The 23,254-nt window shown below is 70.3% G+C and carries 19 protein-coding genes; 12 read left to right on the top strand and 7 right to left on the bottom strand.

Annotated elements, in window-relative coordinates:
• Window positions 1–298: 298 nt before the first annotated feature.
• The 3 genes from ppsA (at window position 299) to B9G49_RS09480 (ending at window position 4,525) form a co-directional block, all read left to right on the top strand.
• A complete protein-coding gene (gene ppsA / locus B9G49_RS09490) occupies window positions 299–2,620 on the top strand; it encodes a phosphoenolpyruvate synthase (protein WP_086216187.1) in 2,322 nt (773 codons plus the stop codon).
• A 76-nt stretch (window positions 2,621–2,696) separates the two neighbouring features.
• A complete protein-coding gene (gene mfnA, locus B9G49_RS09485) occupies window positions 2,697–3,779 on the top strand; it encodes a tyrosine decarboxylase MfnA (RefSeq protein ID WP_086216186.1) in 1,083 nt (360 codons plus the stop codon).
• A gap of 110 nt (window positions 3,780–3,889) precedes the next feature.
• Window positions 3,890–4,525: a halocyanin domain-containing protein gene (locus B9G49_RS09480; RefSeq protein ID WP_049932469.1), complete on the top strand. Its 636-nt coding sequence runs from the start codon at window positions 3,890–3,892 to the stop codon at window positions 4,523–4,525.
• A gap of 98 nt (window positions 4,526–4,623) precedes the next feature.
• On the opposite strand, the gene B9G49_RS09475 is transcribed toward B9G49_RS09480, so the two are convergent.
• The gene (locus B9G49_RS09475) at window positions 4,624–5,673 is read right to left on the bottom strand and encodes a glycosyltransferase (RefSeq protein ID WP_049932468.1); all 1,050 of its coding nucleotides are present in this window, start codon (window positions 5,671–5,673) and stop codon (window positions 4,624–4,626) included.
• Between the two features lie 116 nt (window positions 5,674–5,789).
• Here B9G49_RS09475 and B9G49_RS09470 point away from each other — a divergent pair, with 116 nt between their 5' ends.
• Window positions 5,790–7,595, top strand: coding sequence for a S9 family peptidase (locus tag B9G49_RS09470; RefSeq protein ID WP_086216185.1), 1,806 nt, complete (start codon window positions 5,790–5,792; stop codon window positions 7,593–7,595).
• Window positions 7,596–7,881: 286 nt separating this feature from the next.
• Here the strand turns inward: B9G49_RS09470 and B9G49_RS09465 are convergent, their stop codons facing one another.
• Entirely contained in the window at window positions 7,882–8,517 is a 636-nt protein-coding gene (locus B9G49_RS09465) for an IS6 family transposase (protein ID WP_086216184.1), read from the bottom strand.
• Between the two features lie 102 nt (window positions 8,518–8,619).
• Here B9G49_RS09465 and B9G49_RS09460 point away from each other — a divergent pair, with 102 nt between their 5' ends.
• The 6 genes from B9G49_RS09460 to B9G49_RS09435 all read left to right on the top strand — a co-directional run bounded on the left by B9G49_RS09460 (window position 8,620) and on the right by B9G49_RS09435 (window position 15,940).
• Complete coding sequence (locus B9G49_RS09460; RefSeq protein WP_086216183.1) at window positions 8,620–10,221, top strand: ABC transporter substrate-binding protein; 1,602 nt, start codon at window positions 8,620–8,622, stop codon at window positions 10,219–10,221.
• A 28-nt stretch (window positions 10,222–10,249) separates the two neighbouring features.
• A complete protein-coding gene (locus B9G49_RS09455) occupies window positions 10,250–11,242 on the top strand; it encodes an ABC transporter permease (RefSeq protein WP_049931400.1) in 993 nt (330 codons plus the stop codon).
• A gap of 1 nt (window position 11,243) precedes the next feature.
• Window positions 11,244–12,263, top strand: a complete 1,020-nt coding sequence (locus tag B9G49_RS09450; RefSeq protein WP_049931401.1) for an ABC transporter permease — start codon at window positions 11,244–11,246, stop codon at window positions 12,261–12,263.
• Window positions 12,260–13,618, top strand: a complete 1,359-nt coding sequence (locus B9G49_RS09445; protein WP_233125187.1) for an ABC transporter ATP-binding protein — start codon at window positions 12,260–12,262, stop codon at window positions 13,616–13,618. Before B9G49_RS09450 ends, B9G49_RS09445 begins: the two co-directional genes overlap by 4 nt.
• The gene (locus tag B9G49_RS09440; RefSeq protein WP_086216182.1) at window positions 13,615–14,667 is read left to right on the top strand and encodes an ABC transporter ATP-binding protein; all 1,053 of its coding nucleotides are present in this window, start codon (window positions 13,615–13,617) and stop codon (window positions 14,665–14,667) included. The genes B9G49_RS09445 and B9G49_RS09440 overlap by 4 nt, the downstream gene beginning before the upstream one ends.
• Before the next feature lie 121 nt (window positions 14,668–14,788).
• Complete coding sequence (locus B9G49_RS09435) at window positions 14,789–15,940, top strand: multicopper oxidase domain-containing protein (protein WP_086216181.1); 1,152 nt, start codon at window positions 14,789–14,791, stop codon at window positions 15,938–15,940.
• Window positions 15,941–15,976: 36 nt separating this feature from the next.
• Here B9G49_RS09435 and B9G49_RS09430 read toward each other — a convergent pair whose 3' ends face one another.
• Complete coding sequence (locus B9G49_RS09430; RefSeq protein ID WP_049931403.1) at window positions 15,977–16,819, bottom strand: polyprenyl synthetase family protein; 843 nt, start codon at window positions 16,817–16,819, stop codon at window positions 15,977–15,979.
• A gap of 212 nt (window positions 16,820–17,031) precedes the next feature.
• Window positions 17,032–17,700, bottom strand: coding sequence for an NADPH-dependent F420 reductase (gene npdG, locus B9G49_RS09425; protein WP_086216180.1), 669 nt, complete (start codon window positions 17,698–17,700; stop codon window positions 17,032–17,034).
• A 126-nt stretch (window positions 17,701–17,826) separates the two neighbouring features.
• Here npdG and B9G49_RS09420 point away from each other — a divergent pair, with 126 nt between their 5' ends.
• On the top strand, window positions 17,827–18,132 hold the full coding sequence (locus tag B9G49_RS09420) for a MazG-like family protein (RefSeq protein WP_049931405.1): 306 nt from the start codon (window positions 17,827–17,829) through the stop codon (window positions 18,130–18,132).
• An 83-nt stretch (window positions 18,133–18,215) separates the two neighbouring features.
• The gene (locus B9G49_RS16540; RefSeq protein ID WP_155120035.1) at window positions 18,216–18,386 is read left to right on the top strand and encodes a hypothetical protein; all 171 of its coding nucleotides are present in this window, start codon (window positions 18,216–18,218) and stop codon (window positions 18,384–18,386) included.
• A 58-nt stretch (window positions 18,387–18,444) separates the two neighbouring features.
• Here the strand turns inward: B9G49_RS16540 and B9G49_RS09415 are convergent, their stop codons facing one another.
• From B9G49_RS09415 to B9G49_RS09405, 3 genes are all read right to left on the bottom strand, one after another.
• Window positions 18,445–20,139 (bottom strand): globin-coupled sensor protein, encoded by a 1,695-nt coding sequence (locus B9G49_RS09415; RefSeq protein ID WP_233125186.1) that lies wholly within the window; start codon window positions 20,137–20,139, stop codon window positions 18,445–18,447.
• 114 nt (window positions 20,140–20,253) lie between these two features.
• A complete protein-coding gene (gene fdhF, locus B9G49_RS09410; protein ID WP_086216179.1) occupies window positions 20,254–22,347 on the bottom strand; it encodes a formate dehydrogenase subunit alpha in 2,094 nt (697 codons plus the stop codon).
• Window positions 22,348–22,535: 188 nt separating this feature from the next.
• On the bottom strand, window positions 22,536–23,254 hold a 719-nt coding region (locus tag B9G49_RS09405), incomplete at its 5' end, for a hypothetical protein (RefSeq protein ID WP_086216178.1).

Raw genomic sequence — 23,254 nt, 5'->3', positions numbered from 1 at the left:
GCGGAACGGGAGGTAAGTATAGACCGATTCATCGATTACGAGGTTGTACGAACCGGTATCCGGTTCGCTGTCCCCGACGCTCCGGCCCTCGTTTTGACGGACGATCGGTGTTCAGTCGTCGACGAACTGTTTCCGGTCGGGCTACCGCACGGTGCCCGTCGCCCGTTCGCGGGTTCACGTCCGGGACAATCCCCCATGCTGCGCCGTCGGAGACAACTCGGTCCCGAGTTGTGTTTTATTCACCGTTTCGCATGCCGGAAGCTTCATAGGTCGCCTCGCGGATCCTCCGGGTACACGAATGGCAGTACTCTTGCTGGAGGACGTCGACGCCGACGACGTCGGGACCGTCGGCGGGAAGGCCGCGTCGCTCGGCGAACTCATCGGTGCGGGGCTCCCGGTGCCGCCGGGGTTCGCCGTCACCGCGGGCACGTATCGAACGTTCATCGAGGAGGCCGGGATCGACGACGAGCTGTTCGACGCGGTCGACGTGGACCCGGAGGACTCCGCCGCCCTCCGCGAGGCCGAGGCGACCGCCGAGCGGCTGATCCTCGACACCCCGTTCCCCGAGGAGGTCCGCGAGGAGATACTGGAACAGTACCGGGCGATGGGCGAGGACGGCGAGGAGGCGTTCGTCGCGGTCCGCTCGTCCGCGACCGCCGAGGACCTCCCCGACTCCTCGTTCGCCGGCCAGCAGGAGACGTTCCTCAACGTCCGCGAGGACGACCTCCTCCGGCGCGTCAAGGAGTGTTGGGCCTCGCTTTTCACCCAGCGCGCGATCTACTACCGGCAGCAGCGCGGGTTCCCACACGCGGACGTCGACATCGCGGTCGTCGTCCAGCGGATGGTCGACGCCGAGAAGTCCGGCGTGATGTTCACCAGCCACCCCTCGACGGGCGACCCGCAGGTCACCATCGAGGCGGCGTGGGGGCTCGGCGAGGCGGTCGTCTCCGGAACCGTCTCGCCCGACAACTACGTGTACGACCGCGAGCGCGGCGCGGTCGACGAGGTCACCGTCGCGGACAAGAAAGTCGAGATGGTGAAAGACCCCGACACCGGCGAGACGGTCCAGCTCGACGTCGACGAGGACCGGCGGAGCGAGCGGGTCCTCTCGGACGGGGAGATCGGCGACCTCGTCGAGCTCGGCGAGCGCGTGGAGGACCACTACGGCGCCCCGCAGGACGTCGAGTGGGCGATCTACGGCGGCGAGATATACATGCTCCAGTCGCGCCCGATCACGACGATCCGAGAGGACGCCGGCGACGAGGGCGGAGCGAGCGGCGCCGACGCGGCGGCCGCCGACGGCGAGGGCGCGACGACTGCGCGGGGCGGCGACGACGACGCGGACGTGCTCGTCGACGGGCTCGGCGCCAGCCCGGGCGTGGTCTCCGGGGCCGTCCGGCTCGTCCACAAGCTCGACCACCTCGATCAGGTACAGGAGGGGGACGTGATGGTGACGGAGATGACGATGCCCGACATGGTGCCGGCGATGAAGCGCGCCGCCGGCATCGTCACCGACGAGGGAGGGATGACGAGCCACGCGGCGATCATCTCCCGCGAGCTCGGCGTCCCCGCGGTCGTCGGGACGGGCAACGGGACCCGCGTCCTCGAAGACGGCCAACAGGTCACGCTCGACGGTGACAAGGGGACGCTCCGGGCCGGCGAGGACGAGTCGGCCGAGCCGGGCGAGGAGTTCGAGCCGGTCGAGGCCGCGCGCCCCGAGACCCCCGTCAAGCCGATGACGGCGACGGAGGTGAAGGTGAACGTCTCGATCCCGGAGGCGGCCGAGCGCGCGGCGGCGACGGGCGCCGACGGCGTCGGCCTGCTCCGGATCGAACATATGGTGCTGTCGCTCGGGAAGACGCCCGAGACGTACATCGCCGACCACGGCGCCCGCGCCTATCAGGACGAGCTGATCGAGGGCGTCCGGCGCGTCGCCGACGAGTTCTACCCGCGACCGGTCCGCGTCCGGACCATCGACGCGCCGACCGACGAGTTCCGCGAGCTGGAGGGCGGCGAGGGCGAGCCGGCCGAGCACAACCCGATGCTCGGCTGGCGCGGGATCCGCCGGAGCCTCGACAAGCCCGAGCCGTTCCGGCAGGAGCTGGCCGCGTTCGCGCGCCTCTACGACATGGGGTACGACAACTTGGAGGTGATGTTCCCCCTGGTCAACGACGCCGCCGACGTGGAGGGGATCGCGCGGCACATGCGCGAGGCCGGGATCGACCCCGAGACGCACCGCTGGGGCGTGATGATCGAGACGCCCGCCAGCGCGCTCCAGATCGAGGAGCTCGCCGAGGCGGGCATCGACTTCGCCTCCTTCGGGACCAACGACCTCACCCAGTACACGCTCGCGGTCGACCGCAACAACGAGCACGTCGCCGACCGGTTCGACGAGCTCCACCCCGCCGTGTTGCGGCTCATCGGCGACACCATCGAGACGTGCCGCGAGCTCGGCGTCGACACGAGCATCTGCGGGCAGGCCGGCTCGAAGCCCGAGATGGTCGAGTTCCTCGTCGAGAAGGGGGTCTCCTCGATCTCGGCGAACATCGACGCGGTCCGCGACGTCCAACACGAGGTGAAGCGGACCGAACAGCGCCTCCTACTCGATTCGGTTCGCTGAGTCCGCTCGCGGTGCGTTTCTCTCTCGGCGCCGAGAGCGGAACGGGTAAGAGCCGCCCCACGTAACAGGGTGGCAGATGCGACAGCCGGAACCGGAGCCGCAGTCGTTCGACCGGGTGCTCTCCTCGATGTGTACCGAGCCGCACCCGGACGCCCGCGCGGCCGCCGAGCGATTCCTCGCGACGAACCCCGGCGACCCCGCGACGTACGAGTCGGTGGCGGAGCTGGAGGCCCGGGCGGTCGAGGGGCTCGCGACGCTCGCAGCCCACTCGGCCCCCGCCGACGCCGCGGGGTACGTCACCTCCGGCGGGACCGAGGCGAACGTTCAGGCGGTGCGGTCGGCGCGGAACCGACACGGCGGAAGCGACGGGAACGAGGTCAACGTCGTCGCGCCGGCGAGCGCGCACTTCTCGTTCACGAAGGCCGCGGAGGTGCTCGGGGTCGAGCTGCGGACGGTCCCCCTTGACGACGACTTCCGGGCCGACGTCGACGCCGTCGCGGCCGCGGTCAACGACGGGACCGCACTCGTCGTCGGCGTCGCCGGCAGCACGGAGTACGGGCGGGTCGACCCGATCCCCGAGCTGGCGGCGATCGCCGAGGAAGTCGGGGCGCGGTTCCACGTCGACGCCGCATGGGGCGGGTTCGTCCTCCCGTTCACCGACCACGCGTGGTCGTTCGCCGACGCCGCGGTCGACACGCTGACGATCGACCCCCACAAGTACGGGCAAGCCCCGGTGCCGGCGGGCGGCCTGCTGGCGCGCGAGGACGCCGCGCTCGACGCGCTCGCGGTCGACACCCCTTACCTGGAGTCCCGGTCGCAGGCGACGCTGACCGGGACCCGGAGCGGCGCGGGCGTCGCGGGCGCCGTCGCGGCGATGGACGCGCTGTGGCCCGACGGCTACCGCGAGGCGGCCGAACGCGCGGCCGACAACGCCGACTGGCTCGCCGACGAGCTCGCGGATCGCGGCTACCGCGTCGTCGAGCCGGAGCTCCCGCTCGTCGCGGCCGACGTGCCCGAGTCGGAGTTCGAGTCGCTCCGCGACGCCGGCTGGAAGGTGTCGCGGACCGGCGCCGGCGAACTCCGCGTCGTGTGTATGCCGCACGTGACGCGCTCAGCGCTCCGGGCCTTCGTCGACGACCTCGACCGGATCCGGCGGTAGATTTCGCTGTGATTTCCGGCCGCCGAGGCGGCGATTTCTTATAAGTAGAGCGGGGTCGACGTCGCGTTCGGATCAACATATTCACTACGGGTCACCACGAACCGCCTCGTATGAGTTCGGACGACGTCTCTCGGCGCGCGTTCATGCGGACGGCCGGCGGTGCGGCGGCCGCCGCCGGCGCGGCGACGGCGACGGCGGGGACGGCGGCGGCACAGGAAGTGGAGCCCGACTGGCCCAGCGCGACCGAAGGGAATGTCGGGTCGTACACCGACGCCCGCGGTCAAGACTCGGTGACCATCTCGGTCGGGGCGGGCGACCAAGGCCTGGCGTTCGACCCGACACTCGTGTGGGTCGACGAGGGGACGACGATCACCTGGGAGTGGACGGGCGCCGGCGGCTCCCACAACGTCCAGACGGTCGAGGGCGGCGGCCCGGCCAGCCTCGACAGCGGCGACCCCGTCGGCGAGGAGGGAGCGACGTACGAGTACGAGACGTCGAGCGAGGACGCCGGGATCACCCACTACCACTGCGTGCCCCACACCGCGGTCGGCATGCACGCCGGCCTCGCCGTCGGCGAGGACATCCCCACCGTCGAGGTCGGCGGCGGCGGGTCGAACGCGGTGTTCGTCCCGGACGCCGCCCGCGCGCTCGGCATCGCGACGTTCATCGCGATGGTGAGCACGCTGGGGCTGGCGTTCGTCTTCATGAAGTACGGCGGCACGATCACCGGGCAGGACCAGGCGTAGCGGGCGGTCGCTCCCCTCTCGCCGTCCGTCGCGCCGGTCCGCGGTCCTCCCGACAGTTCGCGGTTCTTCCTCCGTTCGCGGGTCACCCCGCAGTCCCGTCACTCCCCGTCGACGAGCTCCTCGTACAGCGCGACGTACCGGTCGATAACCGCCTCGCGGTCGAACGACGCGAACTCGCGGTCGACCGCACGGCGTTCGAGGTCGCCGACCGCGACGAACTCGTCGGCCAGCTCCGCCGGGCTCGTGACGAGTCGCCCGCGCTCGCGCCCCTCGACGAGCTCGTGGGCGCTGGAGTCGGCCTGGTACTCCACGAGGGCGACGCAGCCGCACGCGACCGCCCACAGCAGGTCGGTCGCGAACGTCTCCCACGTGGCGGTGGCGACCGCGACGTGCGTCCCCTTGAGTATCGGGAGCCGCTCGTCGAGCGGCAGGTCGCCGAGGAACTCGACCCGGTCGGCGATCCGGAGGTCGCTGGCGGTCGCCTCGATCCGGCCGCGCTCGGGGCCGTCGCCGATCACCGCCGCGGTCCAGTCGCGGCCGCGCAGCTCGGCGAGCCCGAGCAGGAACGTCTCGACGTTGGCGTGGCGGTCGAGTCGCCGGGCGTACACCGCGTCGAAGCGGTCGTCGACGCCGGCGGACTCGACCGCGTCGAAGTCGATGCTCTCGGGGAGCACGCGCACGTCGTCGCCGTCCGCCCCGTGCTCGCGGACGCGGGTCTTCGTGGTCCGCGAGGGGGTCGAGACCGCGTCCGCGCGGCGGGCGAGCGGCCGGTACCACCGGCGGGCGTCGGCGGGGTGGTCGCGCCACCAGTCGACGACGACCGGGACCCGCGAGAGCGACCCCGCGACCGTGGCGGCGAGCGCCGGCGTCGGCGGGCTGTTGACCGCGTGGACCACGTCGGCTCCCGCGCGCCGGACCGCGGCCGGGAGCCGCGCGGCGAACGGGATCGGCGCGGGCTCGACGGTGACCGCCCGGAACTCGATCCCGTCCTCCTCGAAGGCGTCGTGGTCGCCGCCCCACCACTGTGCGCAGAGCCAGACCACGTCGTGGCCGCGGTCGGCGAGCGCGCGGGCGGTCCGCAGGGTCCGCGTTCGCGCCGGGGTCTCCCCGTGTCCGGGGGCGAAGAGCGAGGCGAACGCGACGCGCATACGCCGACCGCACGGGGGGAGTCGGTAAAAAGACACGGCATCTCGAGGAGTCGCGGGACCGCGGCGAGGGTTCCGTCACCCGAAACGGTTTCACGGCAGGCGCGGAACCGAGTGTCATGCGACAGTACGACATCGAACGCTACCTCAACGTGCGGAACGCGGGCGGCGCCGACCTCGGCCCCGACGGTCGGCTGTCGTTCCTCCTCGACACGACCGGCACGGGGCAGGTGTGGTCGGTCCGCGGGCCCGAGTCGTGGCCCGAGCAGCACACGTTCTTCGAGGAGTCGGTCTCCTTCGTCGACTCCTCGCCGGAGCGGTCCGAAGCGGTGTTCGGAATGGACGAGGGCGGCAACGAGCGCGCGCAGCTGTACCTGCTCAACTACGAGTCGGGGGGGATCACCGAGCTGACGGCCAAGCCGGAGGCGAAACACCGGTGGGGCGGCTGGGACTCGGCTGGCGACCGGTTCGCGTTCGCGTCGAACCGCCGCGACGAGGCCGTCTTCGACGTGTACGTTCAGGCCCGCGACGAGACCGGCGACGACGCGGAACTGGTCCACGAGGGGGACGGCTGGCTCTCCGTCGCCGGGTGGTCGCCGAGCGACGACCGGCTGATCGTCCACGAGGCGCACTCCTCGTTCGACCACGACGTGTACACCCTCGACCTCGCGAGCGGCGACCTGACCCACCACACGCCCCACGAGGGCGACGTGCGGTACGCCGGTCCGGAGTGGGGGCCCGACGGCGAGAGCGTGTACCTCGTCACCGACCGCGACACCGACACGCTCCGCCTGGAGCGGATCGACCTGGAGACCGACGAGTTCGCCGTCGTCGCCGACGGGGGCGAGTGGAACGTCGACGGCGTCGCGATAGACGAGTCCTCCCGCCGGGTCGTCTACTCCCGGAACGTCGACGGCTACACCGAACTCACGGCGGGCGAACTCGTCGCCCCCGACCGCATCGACGAGTTCCCGGAGCCGGACCTCCCGGACGGCGTCGCCGGCGGCGTGAGCTTCGGGCCCGACGGCGACCGGTTCGCCGTGACGACGACGGGGAGCACCCACAACGCGAACGTCCACGTCGTCGACGCGACGAGCGGCGAGGCGGAGCGGTGGACGCGCGCCTCGACCGCGGGGATCCCGGCGGACACGTTCGTCGAGCGCGAGCTGGTCCACTACCCGACGTTCGACGGCCGGGAGATCCCAGCGTTCTTCTCCGTGCCCGAGACGGAGCCGCCGGAGTCTGGGTACCCGGTCGTCGTCGACATCCACGGCGGGCCGGAGTCGCAGCGGCGGCCATCCTTCGCCGCTGTGACGCAGTACCTGCTGAACAACGGGTACGCGGTCCTCGAACCGAACGTCCGGGGCTCCTCGGGGTACGGGAAGGCGTACTCCGGGCTTGACGACGTGGAGAACCGGATGGACTCGGTGAAGGACGTCCGGGAGGGCGTCGGCTGGCTCCACGACCACCCCGAGGTCGACCCGGACCGCGTCGTCGCGATGGGCGGCTCTTACGGCGGGTTCATGGTGCTCGCGTCGCTGACCGAGTACCCGGAGCTGTGGGCCGCCGGGGTCGACATCGTCGGCATCGCGAACTTCGTGACGTTCTTGGAGAACACCGGGGAGTGGCGGCGGTCGCTGCGCGAGGCCGAGTACGGCTCGCTCGACGCGGACCGCGAGTTCCTCGAGTCCGTCTCCCCGATCAACAACATCGACCGGATCGCGGCCCCGCTGTTCGTCCTCCACGGTGAGAACGACCCGCGGGTGCCCGTCGGCGAGGCGGAGCAGATCGTCGAGGAGGCGCGCGAACAGGGCGTCCCGGTGCGGAAACTGATCTTCGAGGACGAGGGACACGGGTTCGCGAAGCTCGACAACCGGATCGAGGCGTACCGCGGGATCGTCGGCTTCCTCGCGGAACATGTCTGAAGGGTCGCCGCCCGGTCCCCGTGTCGCGCTCAGGACCGGCACGCCCGTCGCCGTGGCCGCCGGGGAGTCGGTTGGCCGTGGTCGCCGAATGCGGGTCCGGTGTGAAAGGGACGGCCGTCACCGTCGGTCGTCCCTCCGATTTTTCCAGAGCGGATACAGCTCTAAGAGCGCGATCAGTGAGATCGCCACACCCGCCACCAGCATCAGCGTGTCCGGGTTAATGTCACGCATGCTCGCAGTACGGTCCGCGGCCTCAAATCGTTTCGTGCGGTTCGCGGGGTAGTGTTCAGATAAGCTGATTCCATGCGAAGGCGAACGATCTCAGCCACTCGTTTGCTGTTTCTGCTTCAGCGTTACTGAAACAGTTTGAGAAACAGATAGTTCTGCGTTTTACCTCACGAAATACACGTTCAACGCTGTTCCGATTTCCATGTCGTTCGTATCTGAAATCGAGGTCATGCTTTCGACAGGCTCGCTGAAGTGGAGCTGCGCCATCGACGAGAATAATCGCGTCATCTACGTCGTGTTTCTCGCGGAGATCTGCGAAAAACTGATCTGCGATCGCATTGTTTCTTGTCGGTTCAAGCTGCGTATGGAGCAGATCGTTCGTTTCCGGATCGACAGCAGCGTACAGCCAATATTGTTCATCGTTAAGTCGAATCACAGTTTCATCGACCGCAACGTGATTCGGGCTTCGCCCAGACTCCGGCTGTAGATCGGACTTGTGAACCCAGTTATGAACGGTGGAGCGAACCCGATCAACACCGAATACCTCAAGAAACGAAACAGTATTTGAAAGCGATAATCCAGCCAAATGAAGCTGAATACTGAGCTTCATCAACAGCCGCGGTGTTGCTTCTCGCTCCACAAACTCTAAGTTGATATCGTCTAAACAGCCGTTGAGGCGGTCGTTTTTGGGCATAGAACACTTTGAAAACGCACCGCCTCACCTTTCAATCCTTATCTGAACACCGCCGCCGGGTCTGCCGGTAGGTTCATAACTCTCTATCGTATGGGATCGCCTATGCCTACTGACAACGACGATCATGTCGACAGGCGGACGGTGCTCAAGTACGCCGGAACGGCCGGTGCTGTCGGTCTCGCAGGCTGTTCCGGAGGCGGCGACGGCGGCGACGGCGGCGACGGTGGCGGCGACGGCGGTGACGGTGGCGACGGCGGCGGCGACAGCTTCGAACTCGGCGTCACCATGGGCCAGATGGACTCCGGGCTCGACCCGCAGGACCACGCCGAGACGAACACCGAGATCATCGTCGGCCAGCTGTACGAGGGCCTCCTCGACCGCGACAAGGAGGGCGGCATCATCGCCGGCCTCGCCAACGAGTGGGAGCGCACCGAGGACGGCAGCGTCCAGTTCATGCTGCGCGACGGGATCACCTTCCACAACGGCGACGAGGTCACGCCGCAGGACGTCCGGTACAGCATCCGCCGGATCGTCTTCGAGGACGTCGGGATCGTCAGCCCGCAGTCCAACGACCTCGGCCTGGTCGACGAGGTGACGACCGGCGACGGGCAGGTGACGGTGTCCTTCGAGGGGTTCAACCCGATCGCCTTCCAGCTGTTCGCGACGAACGGCCCGATCATGCAGCAGTCGTGGGTCGAGGAGAACGGCGGCGACTACATCAACCGGAACGCCAACGGGACGGGGCCGTTCCGCCTCACGAACTACGAGTCGGGGAACCAAGTCGTCTACGAGCCCAACGAGGAGTACTGGGACGGCGCGCCCGAGGTCGACGAGCTCACCATGACCGCCTCCAGCGAGTCGAGCACGCGGGTCAACCAGCTACTCGCGGAGGAGACGGACATCGTGACGAACGTACCGCCGAACGAGGTGTCGCGGGTGAACAGCTCCGACGTGGCGACGATCAACTCCGTCGCGAGCGCGCGGATCATCTTCCTCCAGATGCGCTACGACGTGGAGCCGTTCTCCAGCCAGCAGTTCCGGCAGGCGATGAACCACGCGGTCGATGTCGAGAGTATCATCGAGAACGTGCTCAACGGCTTCGGCAACATCACCTCCCAGCCGACCCTCGACGGCCACGTCGGCTACAACCCCGACATCGACCCGTATCCGTACGACCCCGACGAGGCCGAGCGGCTCGTCGAGGAGTCGGGGCACGCGGGCGTCGAAATCACGCTTGAGACGCCGATCGGCCGGTACCTCCGCGACGTCCAGATCGCGCAGGCGGCCGCCAGCCAGATCGACTCGCTGTCGAACGTCTCCTGTGAGGTCGAACAGCGTGAGTTCTCTTCGCTCGTTCAGGACGTCACTGCGCCGAACATCGAGGACCGCCCGCACTTCAACCTCCTCGGGTGGGGGAACGCGGAGTTCGACGGCAGCCAGACGCTGACACCGCTGCTCTCCTCCGAGGGCGCGCTGACGGTGCTGAAAAACGACGAGCTCGACGGGCTGCTCACGGACGCCGAGGCGACCGAGGACCCCGACGAGCGCGTCGACATCCTCCAGGAGGCGAACCAGCTCGCCCACGACCTCGCGCCGTGGGTGTTCATGCACCAGCAGTTCAGCGTCTACGGCGTCTCCAGCGACATCTCCTGGGAACCGCGGGCCGACGAGTTCATCGACCCGGACACGGCGACCCAGCAGTAACGCGACTCACCTCTCCATATCGTTAGTAATGTCACTCGGCAGATTCGCACTCAAAAGAAGCCTCCAGGGGATCGGCGTCGTCTGGGGCGTCATCACGGTCGTGTTCGCGCTCCGGTTCGTCACCCCCGGGAGCCCGATCAACGCGGTCGCGCCGCTCGACGCGTCACAGGAGACGCGGCAGGCGATCGCCGCCGAACTGGGGCTCGACCAGCCGCTGTACGTCCAGTACGGACGGTACGTCTTCGAGCTGCTCCAGGGCGACATGGGCCGGTCCTACATCCGCGGACAGGAGGTCACGACCCTCGTCTTCGAACGCCTCCCCGCCACCGTGGAACTCGCCGTCGCCGCGAGCGTCGTGGCGATCGTCTTGGCGATCCCGCTCGGCGTGATCAGCGCCACGAACCGGAACGACCCGGTCGACTACGGCGCGACACTGCTGTCGCTCGGCGGCATCTCGACGCCGAACTTCTGGCTCGGGATCATGCTCATCCTGATCTTCGCGGTGGAGTTCAACATCTTCAACACCAGCGGCCGCGGGGTCGACGTCGGCGACGTCGCCCTCTCGGTCGTCAACGCCGAGCCGTTCGTCGGGACGCTGCTGACGTGGCTCGCGTACATCACGCTGCCCGCGATCGCCTTGGGGACCTACTTCATGGCGCTCATCACCCGGCTGACGCGGTCCGGGATGCTGGACGAACTCAGCCAGGGCTACGTCCAGGCCGCGCGCGCCAAGGGGCTCCCGCGGACGCTGATCCGATACAAACACGCGCTCCGGAACACCCTCATCCCCGTGATCACCGTCCTCGGACTCCAGCTCGGGACGCTGATCGGCGGCGCCGTGATCACCGAGGCGGTGTTCTCCTGGCCCGGGCTCGGCACGCTGGTCATCGAGAGCATCAACCAGCGGGACTGGCCCGCGCTCCAGGGGAGCCTCATCGTCATCGGGACGAGTTTCGTCCTCGTCAACATCCTCGTCGACGTTGTGTACGCTTACCTCGACCCGGAGGTGGTGACCGACTAACATGGTCTCTTCACGTGTCATTCGCAATCTCAAGAAGGAGTTCAGACAGAGCGGGCTCGCGAAGCTCGGGCTGGCGCTGGTGGTGATCATCGTGTTGGCCGCCGTGTTCGCCCCGTTCATCGCGCCCCACAACCCGAACGACCAACAGCTCAACCAGAGCGAGCTGCCGCCGATCGGCTTCTCGCAGACGGAGGAGCGGACCTCCTCGCAGATGGTCGACGGCGAGATCCAGACCGTCACCGAGGAGGTCGAGATCACCGCGGACCCGGCCCACGTGTTCGGCACCGACGGGCTCGGTCGCGACATGTTCTCGCGAGTGGTGTACGGCGCCCGGACCTCGCTCGTCGTCGGCGTCCTCGGGACGCTCTTGGCGGCGTCGATCGGGGTGCCGGTCGGCCTGCTCGCCGGCTACCACCGCGGACGGGTCGACGACGCGCTGATGCGGATCGCGGACATCAGCCTCGCGTTCCCCTCGCTCGTGTTGGCGGTCGCGCTGATCGGGCTGTGGGGCCGCGCGGCGGTGAACGTCCCCGACCCGTTCGTCGTCGCTGGCCTCGCGCCGGAGATGCCGAGCAGCTTCGTATTGCCGATAACGGTGGTGATCGTCGTCGGCCTCGTCAACTGGGTGTGGTTCGCCCGCGTCGCCCGCGGGGAGGCGCTCTCCCTGCGCGGGCAGGAGTACGTGAAGGCGTCGCGCGCGCTCGGCGCCGGCGACAACACGATCATCCTCCGGCACGTCCTCCCGAACGCGATCACGCCGATCATCGTCCTCGGGACGGTGCAGGTGGCGGCGATCATCCTCTTGGAGAGCTCGCTGTCGTTCCTCGGCTTCTCCGGGACCACGCTGTCGTGGGGCTTCGACATCGCGCAGGGGCGCGACTACGTCTCCTCCGGCCAGTGGTGGATCGCCTCCATCCCCGGGCTCGCGATCATGCTGTCGGTGATCGGGATCAATCTGCTCGGCGACTGGCTGCGTGACGCCTTGGACCCCGGTATCGAGGGCGAAGGGGGTGCCGCATGAGCGACGCCGAGCGGCCGGACGACGACCCGGCGGGGAGCGAGCCGACCGCGGCGACCGACGGCGGGGCGAGCGACCCCGCCGCGACCGCCGACGCCGGACGCCTCGGCGCGGCGACGCCGAGCGGGGCGCCCGCGCCCGGCGACGTGCTGTCGGTCCGGGACCTCTCGACCCGCTTCTTCACCGAAGAGGGGCAGATCAACGCGGTGGAGTCGGCGTCGTTCGACCTCCGCGAGGACGAGATCCTCGGCGTGGTCGGCGAGTCCGGCTCCGGCAAGTCCGTGACGGCGCTGTCGCTCGTCGACCTCGTCGAGACCCCGGGCCGGATCACCGCCGGCGAGGTGTGGTACCGCGACCCCGACCTCGCCGAGGAGTTCCGCGGGACCGAGGGGGTCGGGGTCGACGGCGACCACGTCGACCTCCGGACCGTGCCGCCCAGCGTCCGGCGGTCGCTGCGCGGCCCCTCGTTTAGCGTCATCTTCCAGGACCCGATGAGCAGCTTCAACCCCTCGATCACCGTCGGCGAACAGATCGCCGAGGCGGTCGAGGTGCAGCGGCGGGCGCGGGCGAACCCCCGCTCGACCCGATCGCGGACGCAGGGGTACGGGCTCGGGAAGTACCTCCTCGACGGGCTCGTCCCCGGTCGAGATTACACGAGCGAGGAGAGCATGGAACGCGCCGTCGAGCTGCTCGGGCAGGTCGGCATCCCCGACCCCGAGGAGCGCGTCGACGAGTACCCCGGCCAGTTCTCGGGCGGGATGCTCCAGCGCGCGATGATCGCGCAGGCGCTCGCCGGCGAGCCGGACGTGCTGATCGCCGACGAGCCGACGACCGCCCTCGACGTGACGATCCAGGCGCAGATCCTGAACCTGCTGAAAGAGATCCAAGCGGACCGCGGGATGAGCATCGTGCTCATCACCCACGACCTCGGTGTCATCGCCGAGATGTGCGACCGCGTCTGCGTGATGTACGCCGGCGAGATCGTCGAGCGCGGCACGCTCGACTCCGTCTTCGAGGACACCGTTCACCCGTACACGCGGGGGCTGCTCGGCTCCATCCCGGACGTGGACGACCCGCGGGCGCGGCTCGAACCGATCGCGGGCAACGTCCCGAGCCTGATCGACGCCGAGATGGGCGACCGGTGTTACTTCGCGGACCGGTGCCCGAAGGCGATGGAGGCGTGCCTCGACAAGCCGCCCGAGGCGACGGTCGAGGCCGCCGCCGACCACGGCGCCAAGTGCGTCCTCGCGGACCGCGAGTACGACCCGGCCGACGCGCTCCCCGACGGCTACTTCGACGGGGGCGACGCCGCCGATCCCGACGACGGGGTCGCGGCCGACGGAGGTGACGGCGAGTGAGCGACTCGCTGCTCTCCGTCGACGGGCTGAAAAAGTACTACGCGGACGACCCGTCGCTCGTCGACCGCCTGCTCGGACAGGAGTCGGAGAGCGTGAAGGCGGTCGACGGCGTCTCCTTCGACGTGCGCGAGGGCGAGACGCTCGGGCTCGTCGGCGAGTCCGGCTGCGGGAAGTCGACGACCGGCGAGACGGTGTTGCGGCTCCGCGAGCCCACCGCCGGCGAGATCACCTTCGACGGCGAGGACGTGCGGGGCATGGGGTTGCGGGAGCTGACGGAGTTCCGCCGGCGCGCCCAGATCGTGTTCCAGGACCCGTTCTCCAGTCTCGACCCGCGGATGACCACCGGCGACATCGTCACTGAGGGGTTGCGGATCCACGACGTGGCCGACCGGGCTGAGCGGCGCGAGACGGCCCGCGACCTGCTCGAACGCGTCGGGCTGTCCGCCGACCAGATGGACCGGTACCCCCACGAATTCTCCGGCGGGCAGCGACAGCGGATCGGGATCGCCCGCGCGCTCGCTTTGGACCCCGACTTCGTCGTCCTCGACGAGCCGGTGTCCGCCCTCGACGTGAGCGTTCAGGCCCAGATCCTGAACCTGCTCGAAGACCTTCAGGACGACTTCGGGCTCACGTTCCTCTTCATCGCGCACAACCTCGGCGTGGTCCGCCACGTCTGCGACCGCGTCGCGGTGATGTACCTCGGCGAGATCGTCGAGATCGGGCCGGTCGAGGAGATCTTCGACGACCCCGCCCACCCGTACACGAAGGCGCTCCTGTCGAGCGTCCCGCGAGCGAGCACGGACGCGCGAGACGAGGAGTTCACCACGCTCCGCGGCGACGTGCCCTCGCCGCGGAACCCGCCGAGCGGGTGTCGGTTCCACACCCGATGTCCGGAGGCGCGGGCCGCCTGCCGGGAGTCGACCCCCCCGGGGTACGACCTCGGCGAGGAGCGCACGGCGACCTGCTTCCGGACGGACGACGACCACGCCTACTGGGACAGCGAGCCCATCGGCGAGAACGCGGCCGCCGAGGAGCCGGCGGACGACTGAGCGATCCGGTCGCCGCGGTCGCTGCCGCATTTATGTGCTCGCGGACGAACTGGTTCGCTCGTCGTGTCTCGAACCGGGAAGCCGCGTCCGGGTTATCTCTCCCCACCCCCTCGCTTGAGACATGTCGCAGAACGACTCCGTCTCCGACGGCGGCTTCGCGCGACGAACGATCCTTCAGGCCGCGGGGCTCTCGGGCGTCGCCGGGCTGGCGGGCTGTCTGAACGAGGCCACCACCACCGCGAGCGCCGGCGACGACGCGGACCCGCCGGCGACCGACGACGGGCCGACGCTCCCGGAGACGGGGTCGCCGGAGGTCGTCGACCTCGACGAGCGCGGCCGCGAGGTGACGCTGCGCTCGGTCCACGCCCGACACGCGGCCCACCCCGGGAGATCGCTGGGCGGGCCGGTCGAGATGCCGGTGACGTGGGCGTTCCAGGCCGACGACGGGACGCCGAGCGTCCCCGGCCCGGTGCTCCGGGCGACCGAGGGCGACGACCTCTCGATCACCCTCGACAACACCGGCGGGGAGATGCCGCACACGCTCCACTTCCACGGCGTCTCGAAGTCGTGGAAGGACGACGGGGTCCCGTCCACGACGGGGATCACCGTGATGCCCGGCGAGGAGCACACCTACCAGATCGGCGCGGACGTGCCCGGCACCCACCTCTACCACTGCCACTTCAACACCCCGATGCACATGGACATGGGGATGTACGGGATCCTCCGGATCGACCCCGAGGGGTACGAGGAAGCCGACGTCGAGCAGTTCATGACGCTGAAAGACTGGGACACGCGGCTCTCCCGGTCGTACGGCGGCGCGGACGCCAGCTACGACGTTCAGGACCGTCGCCCCGACGCGTTCACGATCAACGGCCGCGTCGCGCCGTACACGCTCAACCCCGACCACGGCTCGCCGGTCGTCGTCAGCGAGGGCGACACGGTGCGGCTCCACCTGGTCAACGCGGGGTTCATGTCGCATCCGATGCACACGCACAACCACCGGTTCCGCACGGTGGAGAAGGACGGCGCGCCGTACCCCGAGGTACTGCAATTACCTGAGGACGTGGTGAACGTCGCGCCCGCGGAGCGGTACACCGTCGAGTTCGAGGCGGACGCGGACCCCGGCATCTACCCGATGCACTGCCACAAGGTGGACCACGTCCAGAACGGCGGCGTCTACCCCGGCGGGATGCTCACTGCCATCGTCTACGAGGAGGCGATGGGGACCGAGGTGTTCGCGGACCTCATGGAGAAAGCGGAGTACGAGATCTGAGCGCCGGGATCTGACCGCACGAACGCTCTCTTCCGATCACCGTTCGCGGACGACGACGAACTCTGCGAGGTCGCGCAGGTACTCGATCGCCTCGGTCTCGGGCGGATCGGCGTCGTCGAGGGCGGCGAGCGCGCGCTCCGACTCGGCGCGGGCACGCTCGTTGATCTCCTCGGGCGACAGCGACGTGACCTGGAGGACGCTCGGGCGGTCCATCTCAGCGTCCTGTCCGGTCGGTTTGCCGAGGTCGTCGGCGTCGGCGGTGGCGTCCAACACGTCGTCGCGCATCTGGAAGGCGACGCCGACGCGCTCCGCGTACTCGCCGAACGAGTCGATCGCGTGGGGGTCGGCGCCGCCCGCGACCGCGCCCAACTCGGCGGCGGCGCGGAACAGCGCGCCCGTCTTCCGGCGCGCCAGATCCATGTACTCGGCCTCGTTGGTCGGGCGCGCGGCGAGCTCGGTCGCCTCGCCCTCGCCGAGTTCGACCATCGCCTCGGCGACGGTGCGCATCGCGCGCGGCTCGGCGGAGAACAGCGCGAACGCCTCGCCGAGCAGGCCGTCACTCGCGATGATCGCCGGGCCGTAGCCGAACTCCGCCCACGCGGCGGGGGTGCCGCGGCGGACCTCGGAGCGGTCGATGATGTCGTCGATCACGAGCGAGGCGTTGTGGACGAACTCGATACCGGCCGCGAAGTCGACCGCCTCCTCGGGGTCGCCGTCGAACGCCTCGCAGGCGAGGACGGTCACCGCGGGGCGGACGCGCTTGCCGCCCGCGAGGACGACGTGCCCCACCTCACCGGACAGCTCCTCGGGCTCGACGTCGTCGATGACCGACTCGATCCGGTCTTCGACCAGCCCGACCCGACGCTGCAAGTACTCCATCTACCGACCGGAGGGCCCCGGCGCGCAAAGGCCTAACGGAACGCCGTGCCGGCGGAGATCCGGACGACTGCGCCGACGCTCGCCCGGGGATCTCTCCCGTGGTTCGCGGCCCCGGAACCTCACCGCCGAGCCGGGACTCCGGCGGCGTTCGCCGCCGATCCGCGGGCGGTCATCCGTTCGTCATAGCGCTCGGCGACGGTCCGCCTCCGGTCCTACTGGAACCGGACGCCTAGGTCGTTGAGCCCGTCGTTGTTCGAGGCGACGTTGATCAGAAGCGGCGTCAGCGCCTCGATCTCGGGTGCGTTGGCGATCCCGCCCGCGTCGAGCGCGCGGAGCCCCTCGATCCCCTCGGCGACGTCCGCGACCGTTCGCTTCGCGTCCTCGTCGTCGCCGATGACGAGCGTGTCGACGCCGAGGTCGGCGTCGAGGTTCGCCAGCCGCGCGGCGGCGAGGTTGTGGAACGCGCCGACGACGGCGACGCCCCCCGGCGCCGCGTCGGCGACGATCGCGGTCACTGAGCCCGCGCCGGGCTTGTGGTAGTGGAACCCCTCGTCGTCGCGTTTCATCCCCGTGGCGGGCGAGACGAGCACGTCGCCGTCGTCCAGCGACCCCGCCACCGCCTCCACGGTGTCGCCGACGTGATACGGCGGCACCGCGAGGACGACGACGCGGGCGTCGGCGGCGACAGCGGCGTTCTCCCCGCCGGTCACCGCGGCGTCGAGCCCGCGGCTCTCCAGTTCGGTCGTGTACTCCTCGGCCTTGGTCTCGGCCTTCTCGGCCTCCCGCGACCCGACCGCGATCCGGTGCGGGGTGTCCGCCGCCAGCCGGAGCGCGAGCCCCTCGCCGATGTCGCCGGTGCCGCCGAGTATCGCGATTCGCATACGAACACTGGGGTCGCTCGCGTCTTAGGGGTTGCGCGACCGGCCGTCCTCGCCACCACCGAAGCCCGCGGTCTCGGGGCGACCGAAGCGGGAGGATTCTTTACCGAGGCGAGGGAGGCCACGCGTATGGACGAGCAGGACCGCGTCGCCGCCTTCGTCGCCGAGCACGGGTTAGAGACCGACCTCGCGCACCGGGTCCTCGACCTCGAGAGCGAGGTCGGCGAGATCGCCAAGGAGGTGGCGACCTCGACCGACTACGGAAGCGAGCCGGACGCCGCCGCGATCGCGACCGACGAGATCGGCGACGCGCTGTTCGCGCTGCTCGCGCTCGCCGAGGCGGCGGACGCCGACGCCGCCGAGGCGCTCGACGAGTCGCTGGCGAAGTACGAGGCGCGGATCGCGTCCTCCGGCGACGCCGGGTCCGGGCAATAGTGACCCGACCGGCGATGCCGGGTCCGGGCAAGACCGACCCGCCCCGGGCGTCGGTTCAAGTGCGTCGGCCGCCTACCCCGCCCATGACCGACACCCCGTCGCTCGCGCTCCGCTACGTCGCCTGCGACGCCTGCGAGACGGTGTTCGCCCGGGCCGACGCCGCTGCGGAGCCGGACGCCTGCGACCGGTGCGGCGCCCCCGCGCTCCGCGAGCTCTCCGGCGTTCGAGGACCGGACGCGTACTTCGTCCCCTGAGTCCGACCGCTCGGGCCGCGGCTCCTGCGCCTCCGACGCGCCGGTCACGCCGACCGGCTCACCGGAGGTCGTCCATCTCTAGGTCGCCGGCCGCGATCGCCTGTAACTCCTCGTCGGAGAGGCGGTCGATCACGAACTCCGGCATCCCTTCCGGTAGCCCCGCCGGGATCGACCGGCCGCCGTCCGTCACCGACGCCGCTTGGAATCCGTCGTCGCCGCCGTCGGCGGACAGCCGGCGCACGCTGCGTTCGACCTCCTCGACCGCCGCGGACTGGCACTCGCTCTCCTCCGCGAGCTCTCCCATCCGCTCCGAGATCTGATTCGACTGCTCGACCACCCCGTCGATCGTCGCGGCGATCTCCTCGGCGGCCGCGGCCTGCTCGTCGGTCACGTCGGAGACCTCGTCGATCCCGTCGGCCGTCTCGGTGACTGCCTCGGCGATGTCGGTGAGGCTCTCCGCCGCGTCGCCGACGCGCTCGCTCCCCTCGTCGACTCGCACCGTCGTCTCCGAGAGGCTCTCGACCGTCTCCTCGGTGTCGGCGCGGATGCCGTCGACCATCGACTCGATGTCGCTCGCGTGCCCCTGCGACTCCTCCGCGAGCGACTTGATCTCGTCGGCGACGACGCCGAACCCGGCACCCGCCTCGCCGGCCCGGGCCGCCTCGATCGAGGCGTTGAGCGCGAGCAGGTTCGTTTGGTCGGCGATCCCGTCGATCGCGTCGACGAACTCGTCGATCTCCTCGACCCGCTCTTGAAGCGCCTCCACGTCGGCCGCCACCTCGTCGACCGCGTCGCCGATGTCGTCCATGGCCGACGCGGCGTCGTCGGCTGCGTCACGGCCGTCCTCCGCGAGGGCCTCTGCCCGGCTGCTCGTCCGATCGACCTCGTCGGCCGTCGACGCCACCTCCTCGACGGTCGCCGAGAGGTTCGCGACCTCGGAGGAGACCTCGGCGACCCGCCGCGACTGTTCCTCGGCCGCGTCGCCCACCTCGGCGGCGCTCTCGGCGACGTCGCCCGCCGACTCGCGGAGGTCGCCGATCGGGTCTTCGACCTCCGCCTCCACCTCCGCCATCAGCTCCTCGTTCCGCTCGACGGCCGCCGAGAGCTTCTCGCTGTACGAGTGGATGTACGTGTCCGTGACGACCTGCATGTCGAGGTTGACGATCCGGAGGACGGAGAGCAGGTCCTCGATCGCGTCGTCGACCTCTGCCTCGACCGCCGCCGCGGTCTCGTCGTCGACCGTCCCGCCGTCGTCGGGGGCCAGCCGGTCGGTGAGCGAGTCGACGAGCCGGTCGCCGATAACCGGGAGGATCAGGTCGTAGTAGACGCCGTACTGCCCGATGTAGTGTTTCATCGGCATTTCCAGCATGTCGTGGATCTTGCCGATCCGCGCCCGGTCCTCGAAGTACTCCGTCCCGTACTCGCCCCCCGCGAGCGTCACGAGGTACGCCGACTGGGTCCGCTTGAGCTGTTCGAGCCCCTTGTCGGACCGGCCGATCACCGCGGTCGTCTGCTCGTGCTCGGTGAGGTTCTCGTAGAAGTCGTCCGCGATCTGCTCCGCGTTCTCCGCGAACGCGTCCTCGTACCGGCTCAGTCGCCGCTCGTCTTCTGCGTCGAAGCCGACGAACTCCTTTCGCCACGCGATCTCGTCCCCGTCGAGACCGATCTCGTCGACCAGCTCACCCACGTCGAGCCCGTCGTTCAAGCCGCCCTGACCGAAGTCGTGCCGGCCGTACTCTCCCGATGTAGCCATGCTGAGACCTCTCCGCTTGGGTTATATAAACGGCCACCCCCAGGTCTCACGGCTGATACCGGCGATTCGTGCCGCCTATCCGCGACGGACGGCCGACCCCGCGTCGGCGCCCGTTCAGTCGGCGCCGGCCGCGTCGCCTTCCGCGGGCGCGTCCCCCTCGGCGACCGGCTCGACCGCGACCGCCGAGTGCTTGAACTCGGGGATCTTCGCCGCCGGGTCGAGCGCGTCGCCCGTCAGCGCGTTCGCGAGCGGGTCCGGGTAGTGGAACGTACAGAACACGACGCCCTCGCGGACCGCCGGCGTGACCTCGGCGGCGACCTCGACGCTCCCGCGCTCGTTCGAGACGGTCACTCGGTCGCCGTCCTCGATCTCGCGATCGGCGGCGTCCGCCGGGTGGATCTGGAGCGCGTCCTCGCCCCGCATCGCCACGAGTCGGTCGGAGCGCCGGCTGAGCGCCCCGCTGTTGAAGTGCTGCATCACGCGACCGGTCGTCAGCGTCAGCTCGCCGGCGTCGAGTTCGTCCGCGGGCGGGACCGGGTCGACGACCGCGAGCGGGGCGGTGCGCTCGCCCGTCGCGAACGTCTCCGCGTGTAACACGTCGGTGCCGGCCCCGTCGCTCGCCGAGAACGGCCACCGCTGGTAGCCGCCGCCGATCTCCGCGTAGCTCATCCCCTCGTAGATCGGGGCGACGCGGGTCAGCTCCTCGAAGGCCGCCTCCGGGCCGTCGTGGTCGAACGCGTCCGGCCGGTCGGTCAGCCGCTGGCCGAGGTCGGTGAGGATCTCGAAGTCCCGTCGCGCGTTCCCCGGCAGGTCCGCGTTCGGCCGCATCCGCATCACGCGCCGGTCGGTGTTCGTCACGGTCCCGGCCTTCTCGGCCCACGCGCTCCCGGGGAGGACCACGTCCGCGTGCTTGGCCGTCGCCGTCTCGAACAGGTCGATGACGACGCAGAAGTCGAGGTCGTCGAACGCCGACGCGACCGCCGTCGCGTTCGGCTCGGTGACGGCCGGGTTCTCGCCGAAGACGACCGCCGCGCGCACCTCGTCGCCGAACCGGTGGGTCGCCTCCACCTCGGTGAGGCCGGGCTCCGCCGGCGGCTCGACCCCCCACACCTCGGCGACGCGCTCGCGGGTGGCCGCGTCCGTCACGGGCTCGTACCCGGGGAGCACGCCTGGCAGTCCTCCAACGTCACTCGTGCCCTGAACGTTGTTTTGGCCCCGCAGCGGGTTCACGCCCGTCCCGGGGCGGCCGACGTTGCCGGTCAGCAGCGCGAGGTTGAGCAGGGCGTGGACGTTGTCGGTGCCGCAGCGGTGCTGGCTCGTCCCCATCCCCGTCACGATCGCGGCGCGGTCGGCCTCGCCGTACGCCCGGGCGGCCTCCCGGATCGCCTCCGGGTCGACGCCGGCCGCCTCGGCGTTCGCGGCGACGTCCACGCCGGCGAGGTGGCCGCGAAGGCGGTCGAACCCGGTCGTGCGCTCGTCGAGGAACGACTCGTCGACGAGGTCCTCCTCGACGAGGACCGCCGCGACCGCGTTCGCCACCTCGATGTCGGTGCCGGGGCGCAGCGGCAGGTGGACGTCCGCCGCCTCGGTGGTGTCGTTCGCGCGCGGGTCGACATGGACCAGTGTCGCGCCGTCGCGGATCGCCGGGAGGAGGTACGACCGGAACGCCACGGGGTGTTGCTCGGCCGGGTTGGCCCCGTTGACGAACAGGCAGTCCGTCTCCCGGAGGTCGTCGAGCGTGTTCGTCATCGCGCCGGCCCCGAACCGCTCGCTCATCGCCGCGACGGTCGAGGAGTGACAGAGCCGCGCGCAGTTGTCGACGTTGTTGGTCCCGAGGACGCGCGCGAGCTTCTGGAGGACGTAGTTCTCCTCGTTCGTACAGTTCGACGACGCGAAGAACTGGACGGCGTCGGGGCCGTGCTCGTCGACCACGCGCCCGATTCCGCTCGCGACGCGGTCGAGCGCCTCCCCCCACGGCGCGGTGACGAAGTGCCCGTCGTGTCGGACCAGCGGCTCCGTCAGGCGGTCCTCGTGGTCGACCACGTCGAACGCGGCCGCCCCCTTCGGGCAGATCTCTCCCTTGGCGTTCACCGCCCCCTCGACGCCGGTCGCGCCGCCGCGGTCGGCGTACTCGATCTGGCAGCCGACGCCGCAGAACGGACAGACGGTGGGGCTCGACTCGAAGCTCCGTTCGGTCGGATCGGGCATCGGTCCCACGTAGGAGCCCCAGCACCCTCCGAACACCCCCGGCGTAGCGTGGTGTTTTAATTACCCTCTCGTCTCGGTGCCGGCCCTCCCGTCCCGGTATCCGTCCCCTCGCCTCGATGTCCGCCCGCCTCTCGCGCCGGTCGACGGTGTTCGTCCGCCGTCTTCGCGCCCCCCGACGCGGCGGCGAGTCACCCGGTCACGGCGTCGCTCTCCGCCGGCGCGAGCAGGCGGCCGAGCGACAGGGCGCCCGCGGTCACGAGGCAGGCGGCGAACGCGATCGTGCCGAGCTTCCCGCCGAAGCCGACGAAGTACGGCGCCGCGCCGACGAACGCCACGCCGGCTGTCCCGCCGGCCAACAGCATCGCGCCGGGCCCTGGGATCCGCTCCGGGGTGGCCATCCCGGCGAACGACGCGCAGAAGGCGACCGCAGCGACCGCGTCGCCCGCGGCGAACAGCGGCGGACAGACGAGGCCGGCCGCGAGCCCGACGACGGCGGAGGCGACGACCGGGCCGTGGTCGAGCTGAACGCTCACGAGGTACGTGACGGGCGCGGCGACGGCCGCCGCGGCGACGAGCCCCGTCGCGACGGCCGGCTCCGGGACCGTCCCCGCGCCGGGAGTCAGCCCGCCGAGCGCCGCCACCGACAGGCAGCCGACGAACGCCGTCGTGCCGAGCTTCCCGCCGAACCCGTTGAACGCGCGCTTGGCGGCGACGAAGACGCCGGCGGCGACGAGGCCGGCGGCGGCCACCGACCCGAGTTCGGCGTCGGCCGCGGGGGTCGCCATCCCGACGAACGAACCGCAGTAGGCGGGGGCGCCGTACGTCTCGGTCAGGAGGTGCGCGCAGAGCCCAACGAGCGCGGACGCGACGACCGCGCCGACGCCCACCCGCACGGAGAGGGCGTACG

This window comes from Halorubrum sp. SD683, from assembly GCF_002135045.1.
GTDB lineage: Archaea > Halobacteriota > Halobacteria > Halobacteriales > Haloferacaceae > Halorubrum > Halorubrum ezzemoulense.
Note: the sequence above shows the minus strand (reverse complement) of the source record. Positions and strands in the feature narration are given on the sequence as shown.